General features: G+C 67.0%; 11 protein-coding genes. 7 read left to right on the forward strand and 4 right to left on the reverse strand.

Going from position 1 to position 11,606, the window contains the following annotated elements; genetic code table 11:
• Positions 1 to 299: 299 nt before the first annotated feature.
• Positions 300 to 512 carry a hypothetical protein gene (locus tag AB0B96_RS30005; protein ID WP_362903987.1) on the reverse strand — a complete coding sequence of 71 codons (213 nt, stop codon included), beginning with the start codon at positions 510 to 512 and terminating at the stop codon, positions 300 to 302.
• Positions 513 to 1,244: 732 nt separating this feature from the next.
• Positions 1,245 to 1,538: a transposase gene (locus AB0B96_RS30010; RefSeq protein ID WP_362903989.1), complete on the reverse strand. Its 294-nt coding sequence runs from the start codon at positions 1,536 to 1,538 to the stop codon at positions 1,245 to 1,247.
• 214 nt (positions 1,539 to 1,752) lie between these two features.
• On the opposite strand from AB0B96_RS30010, the gene AB0B96_RS30015 reads away from it, so the two are divergent.
• The 3 genes from AB0B96_RS30015 to AB0B96_RS30025 all read left to right on the forward strand — a co-directional run bounded on the left by AB0B96_RS30015 (position 1,753) and on the right by AB0B96_RS30025 (position 3,519).
• Complete coding sequence (locus AB0B96_RS30015) at positions 1,753 to 2,583, forward strand: SDR family oxidoreductase (RefSeq protein WP_362903991.1); 831 nt, start codon at positions 1,753 to 1,755, stop codon at positions 2,581 to 2,583.
• 238 nt (positions 2,584 to 2,821) lie between these two features.
• The gene (locus tag AB0B96_RS30020; protein WP_350945557.1) at positions 2,822 to 3,100 is read left to right on the forward strand and encodes a CopG family transcriptional regulator; all 279 of its coding nucleotides are present in this window, start codon (positions 2,822 to 2,824) and stop codon (positions 3,098 to 3,100) included.
• Positions 3,097 to 3,519, forward strand: a complete 423-nt coding sequence (locus AB0B96_RS30025) for a hypothetical protein (protein WP_362903994.1) — start codon at positions 3,097 to 3,099, stop codon at positions 3,517 to 3,519. Before AB0B96_RS30020 ends, AB0B96_RS30025 begins: the two co-directional genes overlap by 4 nt.
• 206 nt (positions 3,520 to 3,725) lie before the next feature.
• Here the strand turns inward: AB0B96_RS30025 and AB0B96_RS30030 are convergent, their stop codons facing one another.
• Together AB0B96_RS30030 and AB0B96_RS30035 are read right to left on the reverse strand one after the other, a co-directional pair.
• Entirely contained in the window at positions 3,726 to 6,032 is a 2,307-nt protein-coding gene (locus AB0B96_RS30030; protein ID WP_362903996.1) for a polysaccharide lyase 8 family protein, read from the reverse strand.
• A gap of 277 nt (positions 6,033 to 6,309) precedes the next feature.
• Complete coding sequence (locus AB0B96_RS30035) at positions 6,310 to 6,933, reverse strand: maleylpyruvate isomerase family mycothiol-dependent enzyme (RefSeq protein ID WP_362903998.1); 624 nt, start codon at positions 6,931 to 6,933, stop codon at positions 6,310 to 6,312.
• A gap of 127 nt (positions 6,934 to 7,060) precedes the next feature.
• Here AB0B96_RS30035 and AB0B96_RS30040 point away from each other — a divergent pair, with 127 nt between their 5' ends.
• The 4 genes from AB0B96_RS30040 (at position 7,061) to AB0B96_RS30055 (ending at position 11,534) form a co-directional block, all read left to right on the forward strand.
• A complete protein-coding gene (locus tag AB0B96_RS30040; protein ID WP_362904000.1) occupies positions 7,061 to 8,062 on the forward strand; it encodes a sigma-70 family RNA polymerase sigma factor in 1,002 nt (333 codons plus the stop codon).
• 62 nt (positions 8,063 to 8,124) lie between these two features.
• Positions 8,125 to 8,487, forward strand: coding sequence for a VOC family protein (locus tag AB0B96_RS30045; protein WP_362904002.1), 363 nt, complete (start codon positions 8,125 to 8,127; stop codon positions 8,485 to 8,487).
• A gap of 364 nt (positions 8,488 to 8,851) precedes the next feature.
• Positions 8,852 to 10,069, forward strand: a complete 1,218-nt coding sequence (locus AB0B96_RS30050; RefSeq protein WP_362904004.1) for an aminopeptidase — start codon at positions 8,852 to 8,854, stop codon at positions 10,067 to 10,069.
• A 796-nt stretch (positions 10,070 to 10,865) separates the two neighbouring features.
• A complete protein-coding gene (locus AB0B96_RS30055; RefSeq protein ID WP_362904006.1) occupies positions 10,866 to 11,534 on the forward strand; it encodes a Crp/Fnr family transcriptional regulator in 669 nt (222 codons plus the stop codon).
• The last annotated feature ends 72 nt before the right edge of the window (positions 11,535 to 11,606 follow it).

Raw genomic sequence — 11,606 nt, forward strand, 5'->3', positions numbered from 1 at the left:
AATTCGAGTGATCATCGCAAGTCGACAGCCCCCGACCTAGAGCTATTCATGATCACACCTCAGCACATCTAGGCAGCCGAGTGCAGCTGTAGGCAGCCCTGTGCCGGTGGCCGCAGAATATACACGGAATGATCTTGACGGCGTTTCCGCAGGTTCTCTCCAACTCGGCGAACCGCCAACACGCCAGAGTCTCCCGATTCCGCAGCCGTCCCAAAGCTTCTACAGAGTGATCTCTGCGCGGGTCATGCCCGTCATATAGATGAACCGGCCAGAGGCCGTCACGTGGATGAGCCCACGGACTACGGACGAGGGCTGGAAGTGCGCTCCAGGTCGGTGATGTACGTGACATCGGCGCCTGAGGGCACGCCGAAGGTCTCGCGGGCCTCTTCTCTGACCACATCGTGCATGTCCGAACCTGTGGCGGCCAGTTCCAACGCCCGCGGCGCTCCTTCGGGAGAGAACATCTCACGCACCGAAGGGGTGTTCAGGCTCCCGTCCAGAGGTTCCCCCACCTGCCGTACGGTGAAGCCTCCATTGACTGACTCGACGGTCAGAAGAAGCGAGGTCCGGTAACCGGTGCCGCCGACGAGCAAGGTCCCAGAGCGGGCGAGTTCCTCACACGCGGCCACGACCCCAAGCAGTAGTTGAGAGCTCTTCCGGCGTACCTCCACGAATTCCTCATGACAGAACACACGCGGACTCAGGTCCGGCCTGTCACTGGCCAAGGCATAGTTTCCGACACGATCGGGATCTGTCTCTAAGAAACGGTCAGCGGCCTCAAGGAGCGCCTCGCGCGTCGAGGAGTCGACCGAGACAACCTCCTCTTTGGCTGTACCAGGGTAATCAGACCAGGACGGTTGCGTGGCGGACCAAGCGGCGGCCACGACCCCAAGCGCTAGGGCGGCGCTTCCCCCTGCAGCCAGCCACCGACCCGAAGCCGCCATTCGTCCCTCGTGCGTTTTCGACATCGCTACCCCATGATTTCAGCCGAGTTACTTCCTGCTCTTCTTGCCGCGACTACAACGAGAGACCAAAATACAACATAGATCATTTTGCTGTGAGTTCTCAGACTGAACCTTTTCATCCTCAGGCGGCCTGTGCGACGCGGTGGTTTTGAAGGACGGCGATGGCCTTGCACAGGTGGCCGAGCCAATCATGGTATCCCGAGCGCGATACCTTCAGCACTCGGCAGGCCACCGCGATAGGGATATCATCGTCAGCGAGTTCACGGACCAGCGAGTACGCTATTTTGGGAGAACGTTCTCACGCGCGAAATACGCGGCTGCGCGTTTGAGGATCTCGTTTTCCAGTTCCAGCTGTTTGTTCTTTCGTCGCAGCTCGGCGATTTCGGCTTTCTCGGCCGTCGTGAGCCGACCCGACGTTTGCCCTTCCTGGTCGGCGTCGGCCTGGGCCAGCCAGTTTTGCAGGCAGGAACGGCTGATTCCCAGTTCCTTGGCCAGAGTGATGATCGGTTTGTCACCGAGTCGGGCCAGCGTGACGGCGCGCTCACGAAACTCAGGCGAGTGAGGTGCAGGCACGAGTCCCTTCCTTCCCAGCCGACGCAAGGTCGACTCAGGCGAGGTGTCCGTCCTGCGGGGGGGGGGAACCTCAAGACGCGTTCGCTCGACGGAGGGATTGCTCGTCGCGCTCGTGCGTCTTGGGCACGTCTGCTGACGGCGTCGAGCCACACCTGGTACCCGAGGCGTCGCCGTGGAGAGAATGGCGCTGCGGCAAGTACATCCGGGAGGGTCAATGACCACAATGTCCGGCAAGGTGTGTCTGGTGACCGGCGGGACCAGCGGGATTGGCCGGGAGACGGCGGCCCGGCTGGCCGAGCTGGGGGCCACCGTGGTCGTCGTCGGGCGCGACGTCGAGCGAGGGCGAGCGGCCGTCAAGGAGATCCGGCATCGGGCGCCCAGAGCCGAGGTGGACCTCCTGACGGCCGACATGTCGAGCCTGGCCGAAGTGCGCCGGCTGGCCGCCGAGGTGCTGGAGAAGTACCACCGGCTCGACGTACTCGACAACAACGCCGGTGTGATCATGCTCAAGCAGCAGTTCACGGTCGACGGCTACGAGACCATGTTCGCCGTCAACCATCTGGCGCCGTTCCTACTGACCAGCCTGCTGCGGGAACGGCTGGTAGGCAGCGCGCCGGCCCGCGTGATCACGGTTTCGTCCAATGTGCATCGCTCGGCCAAGCAGATTCCCTGGGACGAACTGGCCCGCGGCGAGCCGAGCTACCCGCTGTCGAAACTGGCGAACATCCTGTTCACAGCCGAGCTGGCCAAGCGCCTGACCGGCACCGGCGTGGTCGCCAACTGCCTGCACCCGGGCCTCATCCGCACCCAGTTGGGCCGCGAGGTCCGCGGCGTCGCGAAGCTCCTCGTCGCGGCCGCCAAGCCCTTCATGGGTACCGTCCAGACCGGCGCGGCCACCCCGGTCCATCTGGCCAGCGCCCCAGAGGCGGCCGAGGTCACCGGAGGCTACTTCTTCCGCGGCAAGCAGATCGAGCCAAGCTCCCTGGCCCGCGACCCCGAGGCGGCCGCGCGTCTATGGACCCTCAGCGAGGAGCTGGTGGCGTAAGCCGAGCCAAGATCGTCGCCATGTGGCGCGCTCGCCAAACTTGTGATCAATGGCCTGCTGAGCGGCGTACGGACAGTGACGATCGACGTGAGCCGCAGCACCGGCTCAGCGGCAGATCCGCATGGGTCAGAATGTGCCGATGACGATCTCCGCCGACACGCTGCCCGACCCGGTGCCCGGCACCCGCAGGAATGGATGAGCTGGTAAGAAGGTCGACACCTGAAGTATGGTCTTAAGTATGGCAACAAAGAAAGTGACGGTGACGATCCCCGAGGAGCTCCTTGACGAGATCCGCGCGGATGCGGCCGAGCGAGGCCTGTCGGCGTACGTCGCCGAGGCGTTGCGCTTCAAGCGTGACCGGGATCGGTTGCTGGAGCTGGTGAACTGGCTGGAGGAAGAATACGGGCCTGTCACCGATGACGAGCGTGCGGCAGCACTCGAGGAGTTGGAAGACCTCGACGCCGAGCACGAGCGTCGCCGTGCGAGCGGAAAGCGCAACGCAGGAGAGGCTGCGTGAGCCAGCGAAGCGGTGATCGCGGGCAGCCGCTACGGATCTTCGTGCTCGACTGTCAGGCCTTGTCCCTGGCCGTGCGTGGCGACAAGAAGATGATCGCCTGGCTCGACCTTGCGGCCCGGGGGCAGGCGGAGGTGGTGACGTCTCCGATGACGGTGGTTGAGGCCTACGACGGCAGGATCACCGAGCAACGTTGGGATTGGGTGCTTTCCCGGCTCAACGTCCCCCATATCGGGAAGGACGAGGCCCGCCAGGCCCATCGGCTCCTGGCCGACGCCAAGCTGCACGGCCACAAGTACGCGATCGACGCGGTCCTCGCCGTTATCGCACGGCAGCAGAAGGGACAGGTCACCGTCTTCACCTCGGACGTAGACGACCTGGAGAAGCTCGTCCCGGACACGATCGTCGTCAAGAAGGTATGAACTGCAGGCCCGTCACCGGGTCTGTGCTCGCCTTGAGGCTTGAGGAAGGCCGGGGCCGCTCCGCGTTTTCCGGACGCGATGCCCAGACAGGGTGCCGACCGCTCTGGAGGCAAGAACCACAAGCTGGATCGAGGTGCTCTTCGTCGCGCCCCTGTACGTAGTTCGCTCGTCAATCTCGTGCCCCATCGACTCCGAGCACCTCAAAGTCAGACCCTCACCTCCGCAGTGTGCGCATGCCCGCGACTCCCCCCCACCTCCACCCTGAGCGCACCCCTGGCCTTCCGCACACTACGATCGCCCTCCCTCACCGATTTCACCCGCCAGGGCAACGTCACCTTCACCTCGTCAACAGTCCGAGACGGATCGGACACCGCGAGCCGTACCCGCTCCCCCACCCGCCGGACCAACAGCGTGCAGGGGCCGTCCACGCTGAGCGGCCCGTCCTGGGTCTCGACGGTCCCCCCACGCCAGAAGACGGCCGCGATCACCCCGTCGCGCGAGATGGCCTGCACCGCTCCGGAATTGGCGAGGATCTCGACCCGCCCCGCATACGCCTCCATCTGCGTGATGGAGGCGTCGGGCAGCACGGCGTAGGCGTAGCGGGCCTTGCGGGGGTTGACGCCGTGGTCGATGACGATCGTCGTGTAGTGCCTGGTGACGGGGGTGGTGTCGCCACCGGTGGTGGCGCCCTTGTCGATGTCGCGCCAGCGGCCGGTGCGCTCGGCGCGGATCACCTTCGCCTTGGCGCCGTCGAGGAGCGCGTAGCCAGCCACCCCTGGCAGGTGGATCCAGCGATCGCCCTGGGTCAGCGACGGGTGCCGGTCGTGGGTGTTGCGGTTTTCCACGATGGTCTCGATGCGGCGGCCGTCGGAGGCGGTGATGCCGGTGCCGAGGGCGATCACCGCGTCGTCGAGCATGAACCACGCCTTCTTGGCCCGTAGTGAGGAGCCGCCGGCGATCAGTTTCATCGCGGCCACACCGTACTCGCCATCCAGCGCCACGCCGCCCGCCCACGGGGTCGGGGGCAGGCGGCGGTGGTCGTGCGGGAGGTCGGCGCGTCTGCGGGTGTCGACCGTCGTTCCCGGCAGGCGGTACGGGTCGATCGTGGGCCACAGGTCGTCGTTCCAGTGGGTGAGGTCGCCGGTGTAGAGGTAGGTCATGCCGTCGCCGGTGTACCAGCCGTGCAGGTTCTCCCGGTTGATGGCCTCGGCGGCGCCGATGCGCTGCGAGCTCATCGAGATCGCGTACGCCCAGGTGGGGCGGCGGTGTACGACCCGGTCCATGTCGGCGAAGACGTACGTGCCCGTCGTGCGCTCACCGACCGGCACCGCGGGGTCGGTGAGCAGGGCCGTGGCCCTCGCGATGCTCGCCGGGGGTGCGTACGTGCCGTAGGGGACGGCCTGGTTGCGGGTGAGCCAGCCTTTGACGAGCGGTCGCCAGCGGCGGGCGTGGCGTTCGGGTGCGGTCTCCAGCAGGGTGAGGACGGCCTCGACCGCCTTGTGTCCCGAGTGGTGGTCGCGGTGGCCCTGCACCGAGATCTGCCGGCCGCGTACGCAGTCCATCATCAGCCCGTCGAAGACGAACGGCACGAACGTGCGGTCCACCAGGTCGTAGATGTTGCCGATTCCGGTGATCTCCCACGGTGACCTGGAGAGCATGGCGATCAGTTTGGCCACGCTCTCCAGGTAGTCCACGCCGTAGCTGCCGGTGTAGGGGTACACGTCGTGCTGGATGAACGACCCGTCGCGGTAGAAGCCGTCGCCCGGGCCTCTGGTCGGCCGCAGCAGGTCGGAGACGGCGTTTCCGGCCCGTCTGACGAGGCGGGCGTCGTGGGTGAGGACTCCGCGCATCGCCACCGCCATCGCCTTGCCCGCGCGGTTGGCGCCGGTCTCGACGACGCCGGGGTGGCTGACGCGGCGTTCCGGGTCGGGGCACCAGCGGTGCAGGGGGCGTAGCCAGCGATCGAGGCGGCCCGAGGGCAGGCCGTCGTACAGCAGTGCGCAGGTGTCGGTGAGCGCGCGGGGGACGCCGATCTCCCACCAGTACCAGTTGCTGCCGCGCCGGTCGAGCCCTTCGTGGTACGCGTGCTCGTACAGGAAGTCCAGTGCTCGGACGGCGGTCCGGGCGACCTGGCCGTCGTGGTGCATGGCGGTGCCGGGTGTGGCCCAGGCGAGCGCCAGGGTGCGCATGCGGTTGTAGGAGCGGTTGAAATTGCCCGTTCGAGGGTTCGAGAGCGGCAGGTCTGGCCACAGGCTCGGGCGGCCGGGGGCGGGGTTCAGCTTGCGCAGCACCGCGTTGGCCGAGCCTTCGAGTGCCCGCGTCCTGTCGATATAGGTCGCGTCGGTATGAGCGGAGGTGTCCGACCCGCCGGCCATCAGGTTCACCCACCGCTTGCGCGCGTCGTCGAACGCGGCGGCGCCGGCAACCGCCTCGGCCGGTCTGTCCCACAGGGCGAGACCGGCCACCGTCGCGGCGCCCAGCAGGGCGGACCGTCGACTGAGGGGGTGGGTCATGGCGGCTCTTCCGGCAATAGTGCAAATATCAGACGAAAAGATCATAAGTCGACATGCGGGTGGATCATCCGGCTCCTCTGACGGTGAGCGGCGGTGAGCGGCGGTGAGCGGGCGTACGGACGTCGTCGGGAACGCGCGCTACCCGGCTCGGGCGGTGACATGCCGACCCGTTCGGCCGACGGCGTCCCACCCGCTTGAGTATCCCAAGCCGCCGGCCTACCCGCCGCCCCCAAGAGCAGGTCGAGCGTCCCCCGGTCGCCGTCACCGGCTTCGGGAACTATCGGGAGAACCGCGTCGCGGCCTCCCCCATGAGCCGGCCCGGCGGCAGACGTCGCCCGCAGAGGACGAGCAGCAGGTCCTGGGCCGGCCCCCGGAGCGGTGTTCCCGTCCCGTGGCTCCAGTCGAGGTCGGTCGCCCGCAGCGCGACCCCCGCGAGGTCGGTTCCGAAGAACGCGATGTTCTTCGGCCGCATCCCCGCCAGCACCATGGCCACCCGATCGAGGGGAACCAGGCGGTCGAGTCCCAGACCCACCGTGATGTCGAGCCCGTGGATGACGTCGTGCGCGAGCGCCCCGTGGACGCCTCCGCCGGGAGGTGTCCACGGATGTGCGACGTTGTCCCGCAGCGAGGCGAGCAGTCTCTCGGGCGGCAACCTGACGGCGTCGCGACGGGCGCACCGATCGGCCATGCGATTGACGTCTCCGCGTGCCTTCGCCAGCTCCACCAGGGTCCTTCCGAGCGAGGTACGGAAGGGCATCGTCGTGTGGGCGACGACCTCGCGGACCCTCCAGCCGTCACACAACGTGGGCGCATCCCACTGTTCGGGGCGCAGGGCCGCGAGCAGGTCCGCCTGTTCGCGGCGTTCCGTCACCAGTGCGTCCCGAAGTCGATCTTCGGTCATCAAAGTCTCCTCGTGCTTGTTCGGCGCGTACGTTCACGGCGTGGTCGCGGTATGGGTACGAACGCGGAGCCGGAAAGTCATCGGTCCCCCCGCGTGATGTGTCGGTGGCGGCGCATACGGTCGGGGAATGGCTGAAACGCTGACCGGTGAAGGCTCCCGGCTGGAGCCGTTCCGGGTCGAGCTGACCGGTTACTGCTATCGGATGCTCGGCTCCGGCTTCGAGGCCGAAGACGCGGTACAGGAAACGCTGCTGCGTGCCTGGCGAGCGTTCGACCGCTACGACGAGCGACGGGCGTCGCTGCGCACCTGGCTCTACAGCATCGCCACCAACATCTGCCTCGACATGCTGCGCAGCACGCAACGCCGGGCCCTGGCCATGGATCTCAGCCGGGCCGCGGACGGCGGATCGAGCATCGGCGAGCCGGTGTCGGAGCGGGTCTGGGTCCAGCCGGTTTCGGACGCTCTCGTGCTGCCGATGGACGGCGATCCGGAAGAGCTGGCCGTGCGGCGGGAGACGATCCGGCTGGCGTTCGTCGCCGCGTTGCAGCACCTGCCGCCCCGGCAGAGGGCGGTGCTGATCCTGCGTGACGTGTTGCGGTGGAAGAGCAGGGAGGTCGCGGACCTCCTGGAGACCACCGTCGCGTCGGTGACCAGCGCGCTACAGCGGGCGAGGTCGACGCTCAAGACGGTCGACGCCATGCCCGGTGAGCCGTTCCGGCCGGCCGACCCGGGCCAGCGCGAGTTGCTCGCCCGCTATTGCAGCGCGTTCGAGCGTCACGACGTCACCGCGCTCGTCGCCCTGCTGCACGAGGACGCGACGATGTCGATGCCTCCCTTCGCCTGGTGGCTTCGCGGCCGCGACCTGATCGAGCAGGCGCTGCTGGACCCGAACGCGTCCTGCGCGGGCGCGCGTCTCGTCCCGGCCGCGGCGAACGGCTCGCCGGCGTTCTGGCAGACCAGACCCGGTCCCGATGGCGTTCACATGCCCTTCGGGCTGGTTCTTCTGGACGTGTCCGGAGGTCTGATCAGCGGCATCACCACATACCTGGACGCCGACCGGCTGATCCCGCTTTTCGGCGCTCCGGCCGCGTCTTTCCCGTCGCCGCGATTGTTTCCCGCACACCGATGAGTTTCGTGACGCCACGGCGTATCCCCGTGGACGGCTACTCACCACGAACTAAAGGAATGACCATGGCGACCATCCAGCCCATCATCGTCACACCCGACCTGGATCGACTGCGAGCCTTCTACGAGCGCCTGTTCGGGGCGACGGAGGTGAGCCGCTTCCCCGACGACGGACCCGTGTTCTTCGTGAGCCTGAAGCTGGGCGACTCTGAGCTCGGGCTGGTCAGCGAGGCGGCGGCCGACCTGTCCGCCCCGCAGCGGATCCTGCTGAGTGTGCAGGTCGACGACGTCGACGGCCTGCTGGACCGGGTCGAATCGGTCGGCGGACGGGTGCTCGGCCCGTCGAACGACATGCCATGGGGAGAACGGGTGGCCCATGTCCACGACCCCGACGGAAACAAGGTCAACCTGACGCAGTCCCTCCGGTAGAACGCCGGACAGCTCAGGCGATGACGCGCCACGGCGACACCGTCTCGGTCGTCCTGTCTCGCCCTGCTTCGCAAAAAGGACTCATGCGTCCGTGTCTCACAGGAGTCCGGCAGAGAGGGGATGCGCGGTAAACGGCCACCGTACCCGCTGATCATTCGGGCCCGTCTCCGGTATGCCCTGGAGCGCCGGTCGAAGGGCGCCCACATTCGAGGAGCCGAGTGGGATGCCCGCCGCCCCTTTCCCACGACATGTTGGAAATTTCATAATCCCAACATGTCGCGGGAAAAGGGGGATGAGCTGGCGCCTCTGCTGTTCCTCTCCGACTCTCGCAAGGTTCGCAGGACCTCACCCCAAGGAGACAGCCATGGCCATTCCCGCCGCTGAGCTGGCCGGATACGCCGACGTCGTCTTCGACGTCGCCGTACCGGTCGTCGCCGGTGACCGGGTGCTGATCAACGCCGAGATCGAGCACGCCCCGCTCGCACGTGCCCTGGCCGAGGCGGCATACGCCCGAGGTGCCCGCTATGCCGATATCTGGTATTTCGACCCCTATGCGAAGCGATCCCGGGTTCAGCACGCGGACGCGGCCACGCTGAGCGAGGTCCCGGCCTGGCTGGACGCACGTAACGAGGAGCTGGCCCGCCACTGCGGCGTCCTGCTCAACATCCGCGGCGCCGTGGCACCGGACCTCCTCGCCGGGCAGGACCCGGTACGGGCGGGCCTGGACCGCATGCCGCACCTCACGTCGAGGCAGCGGCTGCAACTCGGCAACCTCGTCCGCTGGACGATCGTCCCCTGCCCGACCGCGGAATGGGCGCGCGCGGTCTTCGGGGAGCCGGACGAAACCCTCCTCTGGCAGCACCTGCGCCCGATACTGCGCCTGGACCGGCCCGATCCCCGCGCCGCCTGGGAGCAGCGGATCACCGAGCTGCTGGGCCGCGCGGAGGTGCTGAACGGGATGCGGCTCGACGCTGTCCGGTTCGAGGGGCCGGGCACCGACCTGACCATCGGCCTGCTCCCGGACGCGCACTGGACCGCGGCACGCCTCGAATCCGTACGGGGGCACCGCTTCCAGGCCAACCTTCCCACGGAGGAGGTGTTCACCACCCCTGACCATCGCCGGGTGGAGGGCACCGTCCGTTCGACGCGGCCACTCGCGCTCAACGGGAGCGTCATTCGCGACCTGGAACTGACCTTCACCGGCGGGGTGGTGACAGAGGTGCGGGCGAGCGCCGGCGCCGACGTGGTTCGCACCCACCAGGCGACCGACGCGGGCGCGGCCCGTCTGGGCGAGCTGGCCCTGGTCGACGGCTCGTCACCGGTCGGGCGATCGGGCCTCACCTTTCTCGAGACCCTGCTGGACGAGAACGCCACCTGCCATCTGGCCTGGGGTGCCGGCCTGCCTCCTGGCGTGCCGGAGCACCTGCGCGAGCGGGACGCCGCCGGGCTTGAGGCGGCCGGGGTCAACGTCTCCGGTGTGCACGTCGACTTCATGGTGGGCGGCCCCGACGTCACCGTCACGGGGATCGGGCACGACGGCGGTGCGATCGAGTTGCTCCGCGACGACGAGTGGCAGGTCTGAGTCGAAGCCGAGTCCGCGGATCCGGTCACCGAGGTGATCGTTTTTCAACCTTCCGCCTGATGCGGCTGTCTCCTGCCATCAGGAGAGGACTTACCTGGAGCGGGTGGTCGATAACGGTCGTCCTGGCAAAGCCAGGTGAAGCATCCGGGCCGAACGCGAAGCGTGCTCCATGCGCGGGGCGAAGTACCCCCGGAGGGTCGTGCGTCGACGACTCTCCTGGGCGTCGCCTGGACGAGTCGCCCTTTGGGACGAGCGGCTCGGGTCCGAGGGGGCCCATCGCGCGTGGCCTTCCGCTCCGGAATCGACACAGGGATATCTATTGTGCACTGAGTTCACGATACGCTTTACTCGTGATGCACGTTCACCCTGACCGAGGCCACCGCGCGACGGGCGCGTCTCGCGCGCCCTTCCGACGCGATCACCAGTCGAGTCTGTGAGGTCCCCGACTTGCCGACGGCTTCCCGCACACGAAGACGAAGCGTTCTGAGCGATGGCGGCACCCCGGAGAAGGCAGGAGCCTTCGCCTTCAGAAAGCCACAACAACCTTGGAAGCACATAAGCCGCAAATCGGTGCCGACGTTCCGCCAAGTCACGCCGATCACAGGAATCCTGTCCCGCTTCCCGGAAATTTCGGCCCGCCCTTTACGACAGGGCGCACGATATGCCCAATATCTACACCGATAACCATCTAACCTGGCCACCACATATTCCAGGGTGTAGCTTCACATCGATGACTCAAGGCGCTTAATCCGTGATAAATGATCAAATCCCCGCCAGGTGGCCTGTCGGCACCCTCATGGACAGAATCAGCCCGGAGGAGCGGAAGGAACTCCTGGATCTCGCGCCGCCGTCCCCGCGGCAGGCCGGCGAACCGCTCATCTATCACGGAGACCGAGAGAGGTCCGAGGTCTATCTCCTGAGGTCCGTCCCGGGCCAGCGGATCACCGCGTGCGTGAAGGTGACGGCATACCTGAAATCGGGTGGATCAGCCATATTGGGCATCCGGGTCAGCGGTGATGTGGTCGGCGAGCTGGCGGCTCTGCGCAGGGAGCCCAGATCGGCTGCGGTCACCGCGTGCAGTCCGATGTGGGTGCACGTCATCCGCGCGGAGGTGTTCACCGACTTCCTCGACCGTCATCCGGCGGCATGGAACGCGTTCGCCAGGATGATCGCCGACCGGCTCGACTGGGCCAACCGCAGAAGAACCGACTTCGCCCAGTTCAGCGTGCCCGTACGGGTCGCGAACGTGCTCGTGGAACTCTCCGGCCGACATGGGATCGACCGGGCGGGCGGCAAACGGGAACTGGGAGTCGATCTCACCCACGAGGAGATCGCCAATCTTGTCGGGGCCGGGAAAGACGCCGTCTTCAAGGCCTTCCGACATTTCAAGGAGCTTGAACTGATCGCCTCCGGTCATCGCAGGAAGATCGTCATCGACCCAATCGGTCTGTCCAATTACCGGTAAAACGTACTGGTACGTCTTGAGGCGATGCGACCTTCGCCAGACTCATCCCCGGCGATCTCCCCACCGCTCTGG

The sequence above is a fragment of the Streptosporangium sp. NPDC049046 genome (assembly GCF_040649155.1).
In the GTDB taxonomy this organism is placed as follows: Bacteria; Actinomycetota; Actinomycetes; order Streptosporangiales; family Streptosporangiaceae; genus Streptosporangium.

What these genes read in the sequence shown, in the direction of transcription:
- AB0B96_RS30015 (WP_362903991.1), top strand. Translation starts at nt 1,753, where the DNA reads ATGACCACAATGTCCGGCAAGGTGTGTCTGGTGACCGGCGGGACCAGC.
- AB0B96_RS30020 (WP_350945557.1), top strand. Translation starts at nt 2,822, where the DNA reads ATGGCAACAAAGAAAGTGACGGTGACGATCCCCGAGGAGCTCCTTGAC.
- AB0B96_RS30030 (WP_362903996.1), bottom strand. Translation starts at nt 6,032, where the DNA reads ATGACCCACCCCCTCAGTCGACGGTCCGCCCTGCTGGGCGCCGCGACG.
- AB0B96_RS30035 (WP_362903998.1), bottom strand. Translation starts at nt 6,933, where the DNA reads ATGACCGAAGATCGACTTCGGGACGCACTGGTGACGGAACGCCGCGAA.
- AB0B96_RS30040 (WP_362904000.1), top strand. Translation starts at nt 7,061, where the DNA reads ATGGCTGAAACGCTGACCGGTGAAGGCTCCCGGCTGGAGCCGTTCCGG.
- AB0B96_RS30045 (WP_362904002.1), top strand. Translation starts at nt 8,125, where the DNA reads ATGGCGACCATCCAGCCCATCATCGTCACACCCGACCTGGATCGACTG.
- AB0B96_RS30050 (WP_362904004.1), top strand. Translation starts at nt 8,852, where the DNA reads ATGGCCATTCCCGCCGCTGAGCTGGCCGGATACGCCGACGTCGTCTTC.
- AB0B96_RS30055 (WP_362904006.1), top strand. Translation starts at nt 10,866, where the DNA reads ATGGACAGAATCAGCCCGGAGGAGCGGAAGGAACTCCTGGATCTCGCG.